The sequence below is a fragment of the Duganella alba genome (assembly GCF_009674495.1).
GTDB lineage: Bacteria > Pseudomonadota > Gammaproteobacteria > Burkholderiales > Burkholderiaceae_D > Rugamonas > Rugamonas alba.
Window position 1 is genome coordinate 211008 of record NZ_WKJN01000007.1, and the last position, 18121, is coordinate 229128.

At 66.0% G+C, this 18121-nt stretch carries 14 protein-coding genes and 1 pseudogene; 8 read left to right on the forward strand and 7 right to left on the reverse strand.

What is annotated here, in order from left to right; genetic code table 11:
* The first annotated feature begins 47 nt into the window (after nucleotides 1–47).
* The 4 genes from GJ695_RS09580 (at nucleotide 48) to GJ695_RS09595 (ending at nucleotide 6335) form a co-directional block, all read left to right on the forward strand.
* The gene (locus GJ695_RS09580) at nucleotides 48–1397 is read left to right on the forward strand and encodes a sigma-54-dependent transcriptional regulator (protein ID WP_154364131.1); all 1350 of its coding nucleotides are present in this window, start codon (nucleotides 48–50) and stop codon (nucleotides 1395–1397) included.
* The gene (locus GJ695_RS09585) at nucleotides 1397–2767 is read left to right on the forward strand and encodes a sensor histidine kinase (RefSeq protein WP_154364206.1); all 1371 of its coding nucleotides are present in this window, start codon (nucleotides 1397–1399) and stop codon (nucleotides 2765–2767) included. The genes GJ695_RS09580 and GJ695_RS09585 overlap by 1 nt, the downstream gene beginning before the upstream one ends.
* A gap of 123 nt (nucleotides 2768–2890) precedes the next feature.
* A complete protein-coding gene (locus tag GJ695_RS09590; protein WP_154364133.1) occupies nucleotides 2891–3655 on the forward strand; it encodes a spermine/spermidine synthase domain-containing protein in 765 nt (254 codons plus the stop codon).
* Between the two features lie 247 nt (nucleotides 3656–3902).
* Entirely contained in the window at nucleotides 3903–6335 is a 2433-nt protein-coding gene (locus tag GJ695_RS09595; protein ID WP_154364135.1) for a TonB-dependent receptor plug domain-containing protein, read from the forward strand.
* On the opposite strand, the gene pdxR is transcribed toward GJ695_RS09595, so the two are convergent.
* On the reverse strand, nucleotides 6283–7827 hold the full coding sequence (gene pdxR, locus GJ695_RS09600; protein WP_154364137.1) for a MocR-like pyridoxine biosynthesis transcription factor PdxR: 1545 nt from the start codon (nucleotides 7825–7827) through the stop codon (nucleotides 6283–6285). The genes GJ695_RS09595 and pdxR overlap by 53 nt on opposite strands.
* Before the next feature lie 191 nt (nucleotides 7828–8018).
* On the opposite strand from pdxR, the gene GJ695_RS09605 reads away from it, so the two are divergent.
* The 3 genes and pseudogenes from GJ695_RS09605 to GJ695_RS29595 all read left to right on the forward strand — a co-directional run bounded on the left by GJ695_RS09605 (nucleotide 8019) and on the right by GJ695_RS29595 (nucleotide 9697).
* A complete protein-coding gene (locus GJ695_RS09605; protein ID WP_154364140.1) occupies nucleotides 8019–8870 on the forward strand; it encodes an N-acyl homoserine lactonase family protein in 852 nt (283 codons plus the stop codon).
* A 10-nt stretch (nucleotides 8871–8880) separates the two neighbouring features.
* Nucleotides 8881–9420: pseudogene (locus tag GJ695_RS30630) on the forward strand (porin); the annotation flags it as partial.
* Nucleotides 9421–9526: 106 nt separating this feature from the next.
* Entirely contained in the window at nucleotides 9527–9697 is a 171-nt protein-coding gene (locus GJ695_RS29595; protein WP_166455092.1) for a hypothetical protein, read from the forward strand.
* Nucleotides 9698–9706: 9 nt separating this feature from the next.
* On the opposite strand, the gene GJ695_RS09615 is transcribed toward GJ695_RS29595, so the two are convergent.
* Nucleotides 9707–10519 (reverse strand): LysR family transcriptional regulator, encoded by an 813-nt coding sequence (locus GJ695_RS09615; protein WP_229260401.1) that lies wholly within the window; start codon nucleotides 10517–10519, stop codon nucleotides 9707–9709.
* A gap of 171 nt (nucleotides 10520–10690) precedes the next feature.
* On the opposite strand from GJ695_RS09615, the gene GJ695_RS09620 reads away from it, so the two are divergent.
* The gene (locus tag GJ695_RS09620; protein ID WP_154364144.1) at nucleotides 10691–11329 is read left to right on the forward strand and encodes a pyridoxamine 5'-phosphate oxidase family protein; all 639 of its coding nucleotides are present in this window, start codon (nucleotides 10691–10693) and stop codon (nucleotides 11327–11329) included.
* A 12-nt stretch (nucleotides 11330–11341) separates the two neighbouring features.
* On the opposite strand, the gene GJ695_RS09625 is transcribed toward GJ695_RS09620, so the two are convergent.
* The 5 genes from GJ695_RS09625 to GJ695_RS09645 are packed head-to-tail and all read right to left on the reverse strand — an operon-like array spanning nucleotide 11342 to nucleotide 18121.
* Entirely contained in the window at nucleotides 11342–13006 is a 1665-nt protein-coding gene (locus tag GJ695_RS09625; protein WP_154364146.1) for a hypothetical protein, read from the reverse strand.
* The gene (locus GJ695_RS09630) at nucleotides 13003–15036 is read right to left on the reverse strand and encodes a DUF4175 family protein (protein WP_154364148.1); all 2034 of its coding nucleotides are present in this window, start codon (nucleotides 15034–15036) and stop codon (nucleotides 13003–13005) included. The genes GJ695_RS09625 and GJ695_RS09630 overlap by 4 nt, the downstream gene beginning before the upstream one ends.
* Nucleotides 15020–16189: a BatA domain-containing protein gene (locus GJ695_RS09635; protein ID WP_154364208.1), complete on the reverse strand. Its 1170-nt coding sequence runs from the start codon at nucleotides 16187–16189 to the stop codon at nucleotides 15020–15022. Before GJ695_RS09635 ends, GJ695_RS09630 begins: the two co-directional genes overlap by 17 nt.
* Entirely contained in the window at nucleotides 16189–17115 is a 927-nt protein-coding gene (locus tag GJ695_RS09640; protein ID WP_229260399.1) for a DUF58 domain-containing protein, read from the reverse strand. Before GJ695_RS09640 ends, GJ695_RS09635 begins: the two co-directional genes overlap by 1 nt.
* Nucleotides 17116–17122: 7 nt before the next feature.
* Nucleotides 17123–18121 carry an AAA family ATPase gene (locus GJ695_RS09645; protein WP_154364150.1) on the reverse strand — a complete coding sequence of 333 codons (999 nt, stop codon included), beginning with the start codon at nucleotides 18119–18121 and terminating at the stop codon, nucleotides 17123–17125.

An 18121-nucleotide genomic window follows, 5' to 3' on the forward strand; every position in this document is an offset into this window, starting at 1 on the left:
GCGCAGGCGGGGTACAGGGCATGGCGCGACAATGTTATGCTTACGGCATGCCTACTGTACTCATCATCGACGACAACGCCGCCGTGTCCGTGGCCCTGGACGTGCTGTTCTCGCTGCACGGCATCGAGGCGCTGCGCGCCGCCTCGCCCGCAGCCGGCCTGGCCCTGCTGGAGCAGCACAGCGTGGACCTGGTGCTGCAGGACATGAACTTCACCGCCGACACCACCTCGGGCGAGGAAGGCACGGCGCTGTTCCGCGCCATCCGCGACCGCCACCCGGACCTGCCGGTGATCCTGCTCACCGCCTGGACCCACCTGGATGCGGCGGTGGACCTGATCAAGGCCGGCGCCGCCGACTACCTGGCCAAGCCGTGGGACGACAACAAGCTGATCGCCACCGTCAACAACCTGATCGAACTGGGACAGGCCAAGCGCGCCTTGCAGCAGCGCGTGCAGGCCGAGCTGCGCCAGCGCCGCGAACTGGAAAACGGCCATGACCTGCGCGGCATGGTGTACCAGGACCCGGCCACCGAACGCGTGATCCACCTGGCCTGCCAGGTGGCGCGCGCCGACGTGCCGGTGCTGATCTCCGGCCCCAACGGCACCGGCAAGGAGCGCATCGCCGACATCATCCAGGCCAATTCCTCGGTGCGCGACGGCCCGTTCGTGGTGCTCAACTGCGGCGCCATTCCGTCCGAACTGATCGAGGCCGAACTGTTCGGCGCCGACGCCGGCGCCTACACCGGCGCCGCCAAGGCGCGCGAAGGAAAATTCGAGGCGGCCGACGGCGGCACGCTGTTCCTCGACGAAATCGGCAACCTGCCGCTGGCCGGACAAATGAAACTGCTGCGGGTGCTGGAGACCGGCCGCTTCGAACGCCTCGGCTCCAACCGCGAGCGCCAGGTCAAGGTGCGCGTGGTCAGCGCCACCAATGCCGATCTGCCGGCCATGATCCGCGCCGGCACCTTCCGCGAAGACCTGTTCTACCGCCTCAACGTAATCGAACTGCGCCTGCCGCCGCTGGCGGCGCGGCCGCTGGACATCCTGCCGCTGGCCATGCATTTCCTCGGCCCGGCGCGCCAGCTGCATCCGGACGCGCAGGCGGCGCTGCTGGCGCATCCCTGGCCCGGCAATGTGCGCGAACTGAAAAACGTCATGATGCGCGCCGGCCTGCTGGCCAGCGGCGACATCATCAAGGTCGCCGACCTCGGCCTGCCGGCCGCGCCGTCGCTGGGCACGCCCACCGCCGACGACGGCAGCCGCGAGCCGGACCGCGACGCCATCAGCCTGGCCCTGAGCCGCGCCGGCGGCGTGGTGGCGCAGGCGGCGGCGGAACTGGGCCTGTCGCGCCAGGCGCTGTACCGCCGCATGGAGCGGCTGGGCATCGTCCGTCCGTGATGGCGCCCGACGATCCAGCGCAGCAGGAAGGACGCAAGCCGCGCGGCCTGCGCCTTTCCTTGCTGACGCGCTGGACCGCGCTGATCGGCACGCTGCTGACGGTCGGCATCCTGATCGCGCTCGAGCTGACGCGCATATTTCCCGACAATTCCAGCGTGGTGCTGGCGATCTGCCTGCTGTGCGTGCTGCCGATCTCCATCATCACCATCCGCGCCGAGCTGGAACGCATGCTGTCGCTGTTCCGCGCGCTGACCGGCACCGTCACCAGCTACCAGGACGGCGATTTTTCCTTCAGCCTGCACTGGCCGCAGAACGACGAACTGAGCGACCTGGTGGCCGCCCACAACAAGCTCGGCGACGTGCTGCGCACGCAGCGCCTGGACCTGGTGCAGCGCGAACTGCTGCTCGACACCATGGTGCAGAACACGCCGGTGGCAATGCTGCTGATCAGCGAGTCCGGCCCCATCGTCTACGCCAACATCGCCGCGCGCCAGCTGCTGTACGAAGGCCGCCGCATGGAAGGCCACAAGCTGGACGAGGTGCTGGCCAAGGTGTCGCCAGCCTTGCTGGAAGCACTGGCGCGCGGCGGCGACGGCCTGTTCACCACCAAGGCGGCCGGCGCCGACGTCGAGGAAGAAGACGTCTACCACCTGGCGCGCCGCACCTTCAAGCTGAATGGCCGCAACCACGAACTGCTGCTGCTGCGCCAGCTGACCATGGAGCTGCGCCGGCAGGAAGTGCAGACGTGGAAAAAAGTCATCCGCGTCATCAGCCACGAACTGAACAACTCGCTGGCGCCACTGACCTCGCTGGCGCATTCCGGCGCGGAGCTGGTGCGGCGCGGCCAGACCGAACGCCTGCCGCAGATCCTGGCGACGATAGAGGAACGCACGCGCCATCTGGAAAGCTTCATCCTCGGCTACGCGCGCTTTGCCAAGCTGCCGGCGCCGCGCTTGGAAACCCGGCACTGGCAAGCCTTCCTGACACACCTGGGCGAACAGGTGGTGTTCCAGCTGATCGGCGAACCGCCGGCCGAGCCATGCGCCTTCGATCCGGCCCAGCTGGAACAGGCGCTGCTCAATTTGCTGAAGAACGCCCACGAATCCGGCTCGCCCGCCGACCAGGTGAGCCTGGAGGTACGCCGGCTGTACGACGCGGTCCGCATCGACGTGATGGATCGCGGGCCCGGCATGAGCGAAACAGTGCTGACCAACGCCCTGGTGCCGTTCTACTCGACGAAACGCAGCGGCACCGGCCTGGGCTTGGCCCTGGCGCGCGAAATCACCGAAGCCCATGGCGGCCGCATCACCCTGACCAACCGCGAGGGCGGCGGGTTGACCGTCACCATGATGCTGCCGCTGATTGGCTGAGGGGCCGGCGGCGCCTGTTACCCCGCACGGCGGCGAACCAGGGTCAGACCCCTGCGGGGTCTGACCCTTCGGCCTGAGGGTTACAGCGAGGATCAATCCGCAGCCGGCTGGTAAACTACCAACATGAGTACACCTATCAAATTCGACCAACCCGGTCACCCGCCCGCCACCATCACCGAATTCCAGGGCGTGCGCAGCCTGCACCTCGGCACCTCCTGGGTGCAGGGCGCCATGCGCATCGCCAAGCCCGACAACATCGAGCTGGAATACGTGCAGATGATGATGATGTGGCTGCTCTTCAAAGACCAGCCGCGCCACATCGTGCAACTGGGCCTGGGCAGCGCCGCGCTGACCAAGTTCTGCTACCGCCGCCTGCCGCAGGCGCGCGTGACCGCCATCGAACTCAATCCCAACGTGATCGCCATGTGTCAGTCTCAATTCGGCCTGCCGTCCAACGACGAGCGCCTGGACGTGCGCGAAATGAACGCCATGGACTTCGTGCTCGATCCAGCCAACCACAACACCGTCGACGTGCTGCAGGTGGACCTGTACGACGAGGAAGCGCGCGGCCCGGTGCTCGACTCGCCGGAGTTCTACCAGGGCTGCGCCGACGTGCTGCGCGACGGCGGCATCATGACCACCAACGTCTTCGGCGACGATTTCTCCAACTACGACAAGAACCTGCAAACGATGGAACTGGTGTTCGACGCCGTAGTGTGGCTGCCGGAGGTACACGACGCCAACATCGTGGTCATCGCGTTCAAGAACGCGCCGTCGCTGGACTTCAGTGAACTGTACGAGCGCGCCGGCGAGATCAAGAAAAGCCTGAACCTGCCGGCCAAGTCGTGGGTCAACGGCCTGAAAGAGTGGATGCGCGACCACCAGTAGGGTCAGCAAGGTCCGCACCACACCGATGCGCGCGCGCCACACTTTTGCGCCCGCATGTGGCAGGCCCGTGCCGGGCCGCCATCCAGCTTACGATACATTACGTTACAGTGCACGAGTTATGTGCAAATGTGCATAATTCGCAACATTGTGGTGCATGCGGCGTTGTCGTCCTTGCACGTGCCGACTTAGTATTTTTCCAACGGCCTTACCCCCGCAGGCCGTTTTCAAAAAACTAAGAGAGAGCACAATGATCCGAGCACCCCAATTCAAACGCACCCTGCTCGCCAGCGCCATCCTGCTGCTGGCAGCGCAAACCGCCCAGGCGCAAACGTCCACCGACGGCAGCGCCAGGGCCGATGAACAAACCGTGGTGGTCCTGGGCTCGCGCTCGGTGGCCAAGACGGCGCTGGACACCTCGTCGCCGGTGGGCCTGATCGGCCTCAAAGACCTGCAAACCGCCGGCCCGCTGGAACTGGGCAAGCTGCTGCAAACGCTGGACCCGTCGTTCAACTTCTCCACCACCTTCATCAGCGACGGCACCGACTCGATCCGCCCCGCCACCCTGCGCTCGCTGGGGCCGGACCAGGTGCTGGTGCTGATCAACGGCAAACGGCGTCACCAGCAGGCGCTGGTCAACGTGCAGCAGACCGTCGGCCGTGGCTCGGCCGGCACCGACATCAACGCCATTCCGCTGGGCGCCATCCACCACATCGAAGTGCTGCGCGACGGCGCCGCCGCCCAATACGGCTCGGATGCGATCGCCGGCGTGATCAACATCGTCCTCAAGTCCAACATCGGCGAAACGTCGTTGAGCGGCCAGCTGGGCACCACCTCGGACGGCGACGGCGACCTGTACTCGGCCAGCGCCAACCGCGGCTTCGCGCTGGGCGAGAATGGCGGCTACATCAACCTGACGCTGGAAGGCCGCAAGCGCGGCGAGACCAACCGCGCCGGCCCGGATTCGCTGCGCGTCAATCCACCGCGCGTGACGCAGCACATCGGCGACAGCAACACCAAGGACGGCTACTTCTGGTGGAACGGCGCGCTGCCGATCGACAAGGAGAGCGAGTTCTATGCCTTCGGCGGCGTCTCCAAGCGCAAGAGCGATTCGTATGGCTTCTTCCGTTCGGCCGGCGACGACCGCACCGTGTCGTCCGTGTATCCGAACGGCTTCCTGCCGGCGATCAGCACCGACATCAAGGACGCCTCGTTCGCCTTCGGCTACCGCCACGACCTGCCGCGCGACTGGAAGGCCGACGTCAGCATCAACTACGGCCGCAGCGAGCTGGCCTTCCACGAATCGAACAGTTTGAACGTCAGCTACTGGTACGAACCGAAACCGGGCGGCGGCGTCTACGCCGACTCGCCGCGCGAGGCCGACACCGGCACGCTGCGCTTCTCGCAGCTGACCTTCAATGCCGACATCAAGGGTCCGGTCAAGGTCGGCGACAGCGAAGTGTCGCTGGCCACCGGCTTCGAATACCGCCAGGACAACTACCAGATCATCGCCGGCGATCCGGTGTCGTACCAGTACGGCCGCACCAACAATCCGGCCATCGCCATCACCACGCCGAGCGGCGCCACCGCCGCCGCCGGCATCCAGGGCTTCCCCGGCTATACGCCTGGGACGGCGGTGGATTCGGGCCGCCACAACATCGCACTGTTCCTCGACGCCGAAACCAAACCGATCAACACGGTGACGCTGGGCGGCGCCGTGCGCTACGAAAAATACTCGGACTTCGGCAGCACCGTCACCGGCAAGCTCAGTGGCCGCTTCGACCCGACCAAGGAAGTGGGCATCCGCGCCAGCCTGTCCACCGGCTTCCGCGCGCCAAGCGTGCAGCAGGAGTTCTACAGCTCCGTCTCCACCAACCTGAATAACGGCGTGCTGACCGAGACGCTGACCGCGCGCCAGGGCAGCGCCGTGACGCAGGCCTTCGGCATCAAGCCGCTGAAAGAGGAAACCTCGACCAACGGCAGCATCGGCGTGGTGCTGCGACCGGTGAAGAACTTCTCGCTGACGGCCGATGCCTACGAGATCAAGATCAAGGACCGCATCGTCTTCTCCAGCGAGATCGCACCGGAGGCCGGCGGCGGCCCGATCGCCAACATCCTGCGTCCGCTGGGCGTGGGCCAGGCGCAGTTCTTCACCAACGCGGTCGATACGCGCACGCGCGGCCTGGACGTGGTGGCCGAGAACACCACCAAGTTCGATTCGTCGACGCTGGTGCTGTCGGGCCAACTGGGCTTCAACAAGACCGAGGTGACCAAGCGCCATTCGACATCGTCGGTGCTGAGCGGCGAGAAACTGTTCGACAAATCGCAGGTGACGCTGATCGAGCACGGTCAGCCGCGCAAGCACCACGTGGTGGCAGCCGACTACACCACCGGCGCCTGGAACCTGAACACCCGCGCCAACTACTACGGTCCGGTGGAAGCGGAAAACTTCAGCCCTCTGCAGAAGTGGGACGCGCGCTGGCTGGTGGATGCATCGGTGCGCTATGGCTTCAGCAAGCGCACCTTCCTCAGCGTGGGCGTGAACAATGCCTTCAACCAGCTGCCCAACCTGTGGGCCAACGGCGGCGATTTCCCGAAACTGGGCTTCACCCGCTGCTGGGAAACCTGCCCTATCGGCGTGAACGGCCGCTCGTTCTACGTGCGGGCGGATACGGCGTTTTAAGCTGCGCCGCTCCGGCGGCTGAACAGTTGGCGGCGTAGGCCGCAAGGTGCACCAGCGCCGCCAACTGCTTCACCAGTCCCTCCATCTGCTCGGCCGGCACCTGTGCGTAGCCGAGCATCAGTCCCTTCCAGCCTGAATCACCCTGCGTGTCATGCGTGCTGAGCGCGTTGACGGCAATGCCACGCTGCAGCGCCTGCGCGACGATGGCCACGTCGTCAATGCGCGCATCCTGAAAGCGCAGGGACAGATGCATGCCGGAGGAACCGCCGTGCACCGTCGCCACCGAACCAAGGTGCAGCGCCAGCGCGGCCACCAGCGCATCGCGCCGCTGGCGGTACAGCCGCCGCATGCGCCGCAGATGCAGCACGAACTGGCCGCTGCGAAGGAACTCCGCCAGCGCCAGCTGTTCCGCCACGCGGCCGCGCGACGACGACTGCGCACGCATCTGCGCGAACGCTTCCGCCAGCGACGCCGGCACCACCACAAAGCCGATGCGCAGCGACGGGAACATCGTCTTGCTGAAGGTGCCGAGGTAGACCACCGGCGCATCCGCCGCCAGCCCTTGCATCGCGTGCAGCGGCGCGCCGTCGTGACGGAACTCGCTGTCGTAATCGTCCTCGATGATCAGCGCGCCGGCCGCACGCGCCGCCTCGATCAGCGCCAGGCGCCGGCGCAAACTCAACACGCTGCCGATCGGATACTGGTGCGATGGCGTGGTGTAGATCAAACGCGGAGGCCGCAGCAGCCAGTCCTCCGCCGTCGGCGCCATGCCCTCGTCATCCACGTCGATGCCGGCCACCGCCAGTCCGGCGCCGCGCGCGGCGGCTAGTGCGCCGCCATAGCCGGGATTCTCAATCCAGACCGTGTCGCTGTCGTCGGCCAGCGCGCGCATGCACAGATCAAGGCTGCTCTGCGTGCCGTCGGTGATGAAGACCTGCGCGGCGTCGCACACCACGCCGCGCGCGGCGCGCAGGTGGTCGGCAATCGCCTCGCGCAACTGCGGCTCGCCGGCCGGATCGCCGTAATTCAGCTGCACCACCGTCATGGCCCGCAGTGCGCGTTCCAGCATGCGCCGCCACAACGCCATCGGAAACAGCTCCAGCGCCGGCACACCGGGCACGAAGGCGCCCATGCGGTCGGCCGGTCCCGGCACCGCGCGCAGGCTCCGTGCGCGCTGCGACAGGCCGGCCTGCGGCGCCGCAAGCGCGCGCCTGGCCGGCGCCCGCTCCGGCGTCACCGCAGCCACCACCGTGCCACGGCGGTCCGTGACCACGAAACCTTCGCTGGCTAGCTGTTCATAGGCATACAGCACGGTGTTGCGCGCCACGCCCAGCTCCTCGGCCAGCGCGCGCGAAGCGGCGAGCCGCGCGCCGGCAGCCAGCGTGCCATTGCGGATCGCCGCCCGCAGGCATTCGTGCAGCAGGCGCTGGCGCGGCCAGCCGCGATGACTGTTTTGGGCGGAATAGCCGGAGATCAGCAGGACGAGATCCATTCATGGCTCCATGTAGTTACTCAATTAAGCTCAATTTCAAGGAGCCAGTAGCGCATTATATTCTCCCCCTTCATTGTCTCTCCTTGGGCAACAAAGAGTAGACGTCGGACTGGTTTATCGCGATACGCCAACTCGGCATACTGCCGCATCTGCACCATTTAATGTCCCGTACATCCTTCAGGAGCTCAATCATGAAACAGTTATTATCAGGTCTCGCCTTCGCCATCCTTTCGTTTGCCGCAACCGGCGCCTCGCATGCGGCGCCTCCCGACATGAAGATGTACCGGCTGGACTGCGGCCATATGACGCTGGGCGACAAGTCGGTGATGTCGGACGAAGGCCTCTACCACGGCCAGTCCTACGACATCGTCATGTCCTGCTATTTGATCAAACACGGCAACGATTGGCTGCTGTGGGATACCGGCTTGCCGAAGAAATATCTGGCCGGCCCGCTCACCGAAGGCAGCTTTACCACCAAGCTGGACCGCACGATCGTCGATCAGATCGGCGATCTGGGCCTGCGTCCGGACGACATCAAGTATGTCGCCGTGTCGCATTCGCACTTCGACCACTCCGGCCAGGTCAATGAATTTCCCAATGCAACCCTGATCATCCAGCGCGGCGAGCTCGACGCCATGGCCGACAGCAAGAAAGCTTCCGCCCACTACATCGACGCCAGCCTGTATAACTCGCACATCGCGGGGACCAAACTGGACCGGGTACGCGTGGTCGATGGCGACGTCGATCTGTTCGGCGACGGCACGCTGACCACGCTCCAGACGCCGGGCCACACCCCGGGCAGCATGGCGCTGCTGCTGAAGCTGAACAACGCCGGCTATTACGTGCTGTCCGGCGACCAGTGGCACTTCACTGAAAATTATGAACGCCACCAGGTGCCAAGCTGGAACTACGACCACAACGAAACCATCAGCTCCGGCAAAAAACTCGATGCCGTCATCGCCCGGACGCACGCCACGCTGGTGATCCAGCACGAGCCGGTCGACAACCAGAAACTGCCGAAGTTCCCGCGCTTCCTCGACTGAGTCAGCGGCCATGTACCTTGACGCGGTCCCAACCGACCCGGTGCTGTACGGCGTGCTGGACACAGCGGTGCTCTATGAGAGCGACCGGCGCGGCCGGTCGAATACGTATCTGCGCAGCGGCAACCAGCTGGCCAGCCGGATCGGCGTCAAGGGAAGCGAAGACCTGGGCGGCGGCACCCAGGCGCTGTATGTGCTCGAAGCCGGCGTGAACCTCGACACCGGCGCCGCCCCCCAGGCCGGTTCGATCTTCAACCGCCAGTCCTTCGTCGGCCTGGCCAATGAACGCTACGGCACCGTGACCATCGGCCACCAGTACCCGGCTTACTATCTTTTCGTCGGCCTGCTGGTGCGGGCCGGCGCCCCCACCGGCTCCACCGACGCCCACCCTGGCGACATCGACGGCCTTGACGCCGCCAGCCGGATCAACAATGCCGTCAGCTACACCTCGCCGGTATGGCATGGTGTGCAAGCCGGTCTGACCGCCGGCCCTGGCGAGCAGGCCGGCCACCAGGCTGGCGGCGGCGCCCATAGCGCGGCTGTCCGCTACGCCGGCGGTCCCTGGCATCTCGCGCTTGGCTACCAGTTGCTGAAGAACGGCCCGTCCAGCGCCACCTGGGACCCGAACGCGGCGGGCAGCCTGTCGCGCTCACCGCTGAATGCCGGCTATCTATCTGGCGCAGGCACGCCAGCTTGCGCGTGGCCGCACGCTGGGCGCCGATGGGCTGCCGGTGGATGCCGTCGCCGTGGTGGGCGATTCGCAAGTGGGCACGCCATCATCGACCGGACGCCAGAATGTGTTCATGGCCGGATTGCGGTACAACTTTTAAGTGCGGCGGCTACCCCTGCAGCGTTTGCACGATATGTTCAAGCACCACCCGGGTTTTGGCGGTCATGCGATGCCCCACCGGGATCAGCGCATGCACCGGCGGCGCCGCGACATCGGCATCCGGCAATATATGTACCAGACGGCCATCCGCGACAAACGGCCGGGCGAAGCGGTCGATGATCTGCGCAACACCCACACCGAGCGCCGCGCCTTCGACCAGCACATGCCCATCTGCCAGGATCAGCGCCGGCGTTGGCATGAATTCGCGGCGCTGGCCCTCGTCGTTCAGCGACCAGCCGCGCAATTGTCCGGTAGCGCTGCGGAACAGCACCGCGTCATGCTCATGCAAATCCGCGAGCGACAAGATGGGATTGCGCTGGGCCAGATAGGACGGTGACGCATACAGCGCCAGCTTCAGGTCGCAGATTTTACGTACCGTCATTTCGCTGTCAGCGGGAAGATGGCCGATCCGGACCACGATATCCCAGCCATCGGCCACCGGATCGGACATCCGGTCGTTCAGGGCCATCTCCACCACCACCTGCGGATAGCGCGCGCGCAACGCGCCCAGCGTGGGCAGCATCAGGCGCCCGAAGCCGGCGGGAAGATCGACGCGCACCCGGCCTACGGGTTCGGCGCGGTTGGTTGCCAGCGCCTGTTCGGCTTCGCGCAGGCGTTCGATCGCCACGCGCGCCGCCGATAAATAGATCTGGCCGTCCTCGGTGATGTGTACCGCCCGCGTGGTGCGCTGGAACAGCTGGGTCGCCAGATGCTTTTCCAGCCGTTGCACTGCCTTGCCGACACTGGACTTGTTGGTGCCCATCCGTTCAGCGGCGGCGGTGAAGCTGCCGGTCTGGGCGACGGCGACGAAGGCATGATGTCCTGCAGCGTGGCGCCGGTCATTTCCTGCATTATGGCTCCATTAAATAGGTCATTGCTGGACCTTTTTGAAGAACCAGCATTTCATTATATTAGGATTTTTACGAGGAGAGCCATGAACGAAGCCCCCACCGACCGCACCCGTGTCCGCCGCGTCGCCAGCAACGCCCACTACGACGCCGCCACGCTGCACGCGATCATCGACGACGCCTACCTGTGCCACATCGCCTTCAGCGACGGCAAGGGCGCGCACTGCATCCCGACGGCGTGCTGGCGCGAAGGCGAACACCTGTACATCCACGGCTCCAACGGCAGCCGCATGCTGAAGCGCCTGATGGAGGGCGAATGCTGCGTGACCATCACGCATGTGGATGGGCTGGTACTGGCGCGGTCGGCGTTCAACCACTCGATGAACTACCGCTCGGCCATGGTCTATGGCCGCTTTGAAGTGGTGGAAGGCGATGCCGCGCGCCGCGCAATGGAGGCGTTCATGGAAAAACTGGCGCCGGGCCGGCAGGCCGACGTGCGTCCCGGCTCGGACAAGGAATACGCAGCCACCACCGTCATGCGCATCCCGCTGGCGGAAGCGGCGTGCAAGATGCGCACTGGCGCGCCGAATGACGACGAGGAAGACCTGGGCTGGCCGGCTTGGGCAGGCGTGCTGCCGCTCGCCCGCGTTGCGCAAGCGCCGGTCAGGCATGTGGACTGCACCATCGAAGCGCCGGCCTACGTGCGGCGCTGGCATCAGCCGTAAGTCAGCGCAGTATCAGCCTGCCGTGGCGTCTTTTCGTTCAGATTGCTCGCGCCACCACAGCGCAAGCATCGACAGCGCAAACAGCACGGCAAACGGCGCCGCCGGCAAACGCGGCCCCGGCGCTTCGGCCACGGCGCCTGCCTGCTGCGCCGCCGCGCCGGCAGCGCGGGCCGCGTACTGCGCGGTGGCGTCGCGCCGTAGCGCCTTCTGCCACGACGGCCAGTCACCGGCGGCGTAGACGTACTCCATGCCCGGCTCCACCATGCCGTCTGCGCTGAACGTCACCCAGCCGGCCTTCTGCGGCCAGAACGCAGCACACACGCCCTCCGCCTTGTCCGTCCGTGTCTGCAAGGTCATCGCCGCATAGCCGGCGGCGGCCAACGCCGTTCCGGCCTTCACGCCCTGCGCGCAAACCTCACTGCGCAGACCCGGTACAGGCATCGGATCGCTCATCTGCCAAACCGTTTTCTGCACGCCATCCAGCGCCATCAAATCCATCGCCGACTGCCACCACAACGCCAACGCCTGCGGCGCGCTGATCGCGTACTTGTGCCAATCCGATACGCCAACCCATACCACGCGGCCTTGGCCAACACTGCGCTGCCACAACCAGGGCTGCTTCTTGCCATCGCGCGCCAGCACCGACCACGACTCGCCCGCAGTCGCGGCAGGATTCAGGTTCGCCGGCGGCATGAACAGCGTGGCGCCAAACTGCCGCACATCTTCCTTTTCCGTCGTCGGCGATTGCGGACGCAGGGGCAAGCCGAAATCCCGCTGCCACATGGCCGCATCCGCAGCATTCCCGCCGAGGATCACCAGCGGCACGCCCTTGCCCGCCTGCGCCAGCAAGGCGGCACGCGCTGATGGACTCAAATGCTCCACATACGCCGCATCGACAAGCACGGCGTTCGGCGCAGTCAACGGCGCGCGCGCTGTTTCGCTGCGCTTGATCGCCTTGCCCAGCGTGACATCCCAATCCAGGATCGCACTGCCATCGGACAGCAGCTGATTCAAAGTGCGCGCATCAAACGACGGCGCATCGAAGCGGCCCTGTATCTGCAAGGGCACCGCATCCTTGATCTGCAACGGTATCGGTCCCTGGGCGATGGTCTTGCCGCTCGCATCGAGCATGCGCGCTTGCAGCACCATCGTCTCCGCCACCGGTGGCAGCCATTGCACCGATAGCTGCGATGCGGACGCGATGCCGGAATCGGCCAGTACCTGCCTGTTCTCTGCCAGCAGTTGCAAACGCCATCCTGCCTGCGCTGGCGAGCGCCGCGCAGTCAGCGTAAAGATGCGGCCCAACGACATCGAACGTGGAAAATCCAGCCACAGCAAATCCGCCGCAGGCTTCCATTGCAGCGGACGCGCAGGCAGATCGCGCCACTCGGCTTCCCGCACGCCGTCGCCGCTCAAGACGATGCCGGAAGCGATTGGAATCGCGGCCATATCCGCCGCGCCGATGCTGCCTGCCTCCGTGCCAACGGCCAGCGGCGCGGCAGCTTCGGCAGGCAGGTGCACATCCGCAATCGATACCGCCAATGCTGCACCGGCCACGCCAGCCAGCACGGCGTTGATCCAGCGGCGCTTGCCGGCGTACAGCGCGGCGCTGACCAGACCAATGGCCAGTGCGGCCAGCGGCGGAGCAATCGTCATCAGGTCGGTGGAGAGGATCATTTGACCTCCTCCTTGCCGCGCCACGCCTGACGGAATGGCGTATCCGCCGAGGGACGGGCCTGCAGCAACACCGGAGCCTCGGTCAGCGTGCCGCGCAGCCATGCGCGCAGTTCGGCGCGGCACGGCACGCAGCCATCCTGCACATCCTGCACCGCGCGCTGCGCGTTAAGCTTCTGTTCCTGATCGATGATGCGGGAGGCGATGGTGTCGCGCGCGGCCTTGCTCCACAGCGCCGGCAAGGCGCCGTCCCGCGACAGCGCCTGCACCAGATCGCGCACCTCGGCCGGCACGGTATCGCTGGCCGCGCCCTGCTCCCGCTTGTAGCTCATGGCGCCGACGATGTCGCCGGTCATGCGCTTCTCTTCTTTCAATGCCGGTGGCACGAAGGACGTGCGGTGCAGATAGACGCGTTCCGCCGCCTGCAATTCCTTGATGGCGTCCAGCGCCTTGTATTCCGGCGGCAGCGCGGTCTTCGGCGCGATGGCGCGCAGCGACTTCTCGGCATCCCACATCGCGGCCAGCGCGCGCTTGAGGACTGCCTTGGTTTGCGGATCAAAGATGGTGGCGTTGTCTTCCTGGTCGTGGGCGTGGCCGAACTCCTTCATGACGGCCATCTCGCTGCCGGCTTTTTCGCTGCCGTGGTGTTCGTGTTCATGCTCGTGTTCCTCGTCGCCGAACAGGCTGGATTCTTCGCCGAGGAACTGGCCATAGCGCAGGCGCAGCGCCGCTTGATCCGCGGCGACGCTTTCACTGCGCGAGCGCAGCGTGGCGGCCGGCATGGTCGGATGCGCTTGCAGGTCGGCCACCAGCTGTTCGGTGTCGATGATGATCTGGCGCTGGCTACGCAGGTTTTCCGGCTTGCTCAGGGAAGGCAATGCGGTGGAGTCCAGGCTCTCTGCTTCGGGGCCGGGCAGGCGCAGCGTGTAAGTGGGCGATTGCGTGGTATGCGGATTGTCCGGCGCGTTGTCGGTGGCGCGGACGAAGAAGTAGAGTTCATCGCCGGGCTCCATGCCGAGCTCCGTCAGCGTCCATTGTTTTTTCCATGTGCGCGATCTGGGATCGCTGGATTGCGGCAGCGGCACTTCCTTGTCGCTGAAGCGGACGTTTTCGCCGCTGCCGCGTGCGAGGGTCATGTGCAGGCTGGCGCGGACGATGGCGTAGTCGTCGCGGGCGTTCACGGAGATTTGCACGGACTTGACGTCCTTTTGCAGCAGGTGGATCAGTTCCGTCGGCTCGATGATGGTGACTTGCGGCGGCTGGTCTGCTGTGACGCGGATGTTGTAGCGGGTGGAGGATGCGCCGCGCGTGCGCCAGAACAGCGAGTCTTCAACGCGGAGTTTGGCGCAATCCTTGCCAATGGCGAGGCTTTGGCCGTCGCCCAGTTCTACCGCCGGCTGTGCGCCGGTTGGGTTGCGGACGCACCAGCGGACTTCGGAGTATTGCGGAATCTGGATGTCGCGGGCGCCGGTTTCAAAGGCGGCGATGCCGGTGTAGGCGGGCGGTGTGACGCGCAGATAGACTTCGCCGTCAACGATGGGCTTTGTGGTCTGCGTGGCTTGCGGTGCCGCGGCTGGCGGGGCTTGTCGGCCGTGCCAGGCTGCCGCTGCGCCGACGGTCAGCAGGCTGAGAGCGAGCGGCAGGACGATGTAGCCGGCGCGCGTGCGGGCGATGTTGCAGTAGTCGTCCTCGGTCAAGACGCTGGCAAGGCGGGCTTGCAGGCGTTGTTGCTGGAGTCTGGCGATGGGCGTGGTGGCGTCAGCGGCCAGCAGTTCGCTGCTGTCTTCCAGCAATGGAATGGCGGCGTTGAGCCAGGACGTCCATTGCCGGTTGATGCGGTGGCGCCAGCGGTATCCGTCAGCGACGGCGCATATGCCCCAAACGGCGATGGCGACGGCCATGGCCGGACGGGCAGCGGGCAGCAGCCAGATGGCCAAGGCCAGCGGCACGGCTGCGGCCAGCCATTGTGGGCCGCGACGGCGCCAGATGGCGGTCCAGAGGCGTCGGCGCAGGTGGTCAGTTTCGCCGGGCATGAGTCAGGGTCCGTTCGAGGATGAAGAGCACCAGCAGGGCCAGTGCGAGCCAGCCGGCAGGCTTGGCGTCGGTGACAGGCGGTGTGCTGCGGGCGGCGGCGAAGGTTTGGGATGGCGTAGCGTAGGCTGGCGCGGGAGCGGCTGCCAGCAGTTGCCAGGCTTCGTACAACGCGCGCGCAGTGTCGGCATCGCGCGGCGGGAATGCGTCCGAAGTCCACAAGCGGCCGCGTGGCGTGTCGGCGTACTTCAGCGTAATGCCGTTGATCGTCAGCGTGTCGGCCTTGGCTAGTTCGGGGAACGCTGCGGCAGCGCGATCATTGGTCGTCGCGCCAACGGTGGCGTGGTCGTTGGCGGCGGTACGGTCGCCGACAATGGCGGTGGTATCGCTAGCGGTGGACGCACGGCTGGCGGCTGGGGCGCGACCGGTTGCGACGCTGACGGTGGGCGTGGTGACCCACCAGTTCGTGGCATGCCAGTTGGCGGGTGGCGCGGCGTTGAGCGTATCCCAGATGATGAGCGAGGTCCTGGCGGTCGGCTCGGTGGCTATTGTGTAGCGCGGGCTTGCGCTGTTGAAGGCGGCGAACAGTGCTTGCCATGCCGGCAGATGGGCAGTATCGGCGGGCAGCACGATCTGCTCGGCGACCGCAGGGGATGCAGGCGTGCTGGTGTTTTTCGTGCGCAGTTCCACCTGGTGGCTGAATTGCGGCAGCCGCGCGGGCATGGCGATTCTGTCGGCGCGGGCGATGATCAGCAGCCTGGCGTCCGTGCGCCAATCGCGTTCGTTCTGTCGCAGCCATGACAGCGCGGCCGGCGGCATATCGATGCGCGCAGCGGAGGTAAAGCCCGCGGCGGCGATTTCCTTTTCTGCCCATGCCTTGTCAACGCCGGCATCCACCAGCACCGTATCGCCACGCCACGGGAAGATCGTGGCGGCCAGCCACGCAATCAGCGCCACCAGCAGCAGGCAGCGCACCAGGAGCAACAGCTTGTCGCGCCACTGCCAGACGCGCAGTTGCTCCGGTGGTGCGGATGGCAGGAAGCGTGCGGTGGCCAACGGCTCGGCCTTCAGCCGCTGGCGCTTCTGGCGATGCCACCAGATCGGCAGCAACAGCACCGGCAACGCCAGCCACCACAAGGGATAAGAACTCAGCATCATTTTGCCAGCGCTCCCGCCAACTGCAACCAGCCGCGCAAGACACCACCCAGCGGCTGCTCGATGCGCGCCTCATAGTGGACGATATTGTTTTGACGGCAGCTACCCGCCACCGCATCGAAGTGTGCACGGCTCTGCTGCTTGTAGTATGCGCGGTCGGCGTTGCCGATGCGGTGCAGGCCATCGTCGCGCTCCGGATCGCGGTAGCCGGCGCCGGATTTGAAGCTCGCATCCACTTCGGCCTGCGTGCGCAACGTCAGCAACCGAACGTCGTGGCGCATGTTCCGCAACCGCAGCAGGACCTCGCTCAACGGCGACGGCCAGTCGAGGAAATCGCTGGCGGCAAAAATCATGCTTGGCGCGCGCGCGAAGTGCAGATTGGATTTCAACACTTCGGCCGACGGCAGCTGGCCTTCCGGCTTCGCCTTGGCCAAGGCAGCCAACACGCGCTGCAACTGGCGCGGTCCGCGCGAAGCTTGCGTGAATTCGACTTTGCCGTCAGTGCAGATCACGAGGCCGAAGGCGTCACCCTGCCGCTGCGCGATGGCGGCGACACAGGCCAGCACCGTGCGCGCGAACCAGAGTTTATCGACGCCGTTGATTTCGCGGCTAGGCTCCGCCATCGAGGCGGTAGCGTCCAGCCACAGCCAGGTGGCGACGTGGCTGTCGCGTTCCGCCTCACGGACGAAGTAGCGGTCCGCACGCGCCATCAGTTTCCAGTCCACGCGGCGCCATTCATCGCCGGGCGCGTAGGCGCGGTACTCGGAAAACTCCACGCCCGCGCCGCGCTCACGGCCGGCATGAATGCCGTGGCCGAGGCCTGCCAGGACGTGATGAATCACCAGCTCCAGATCCCTGGTCTGGGCCATCATGGCCGTCATGGCGCTGGCCGGCGCGGCGGCAGGCGGCTTCGAAATCGGTTGCATCGGCAGCTTAGTCCGGGCGGATATGCTCGCGCAGCGATTGCAGGATGTCGGCGATCGCGACACCATCCGCCTCCGCCTCGAAGTTGCGCAGCACGCGATGCGCCAGCACCGGCAGCAGCATCTCGCCGATATCCTCGCGCGTGACCGCAAGGCGGCCCTGCATCAGCGCGCGCGCCTTGGAAGCCAGCACCAGCGCCTGCCCCGCACGCGGCCCAGCGCCCCAACCGATATGTTTGGTCACCGCCGGCACCGTCGTCAGCGACGGCCGCGTCGCGCGCACCAGGCGCGTGGCATAGGCCACCAGATGATCGCCGATCTCGATATCGCGTACCAACTGCTGCAAGCGCAGCAAGGTCGCCACATCCATCACCGGCTCGGCATCCTTCAGGCCCGCGTTGGTGGTGGCGGACACCATGGCGATTTCCTCCGCCTCGGTCGGATACACCACGTCGATGCGCAACAGGAAGCGGTCCAGCTGCGCCTCCGGCAGCGGATAGGTGCCCGCCTGCTCGATGGGATTCTGCGTCGCCAGCACAAAAAACGGCTTCGGCAGCTTGTGCGTCTGGCCTGCGAAGGTGACGGAGCGCTCCTGCATCGCCTCCAGCAGTGCTGATTGCGTCTTTGGCGGCGCGCGGTTGATCTCATCCGCCAGCAATACCTGCGTGAACACCGGCCCTTGCTGGAAGCGGAACTCGCGCTTGCGCGTCGCATGGTCCTCTTCCAGGATCTCGGTGCCGACGATATCGGACGGCATCAGGTCCGGCGTGAACTGCACCCGATGAAAGTCCAGCTCCGTCGCCTGCGACAGCGACTTGACCAGCAGCGTCTTGCCCAGTCCCGGCACGCCCTCCACCAGCGCATGGCCGCCGGCCAGCAGGCAGATGATCAGCGAGTCGATCACGTTTTCCTGGCCGATGATTACGCGCGCCATGCTGGCCTTCAGCGCCTTCACCTTGGCGGTCAGTTCGCCGATTTCATTTTCGCTCCAGGCGATACCTTCAGCCAT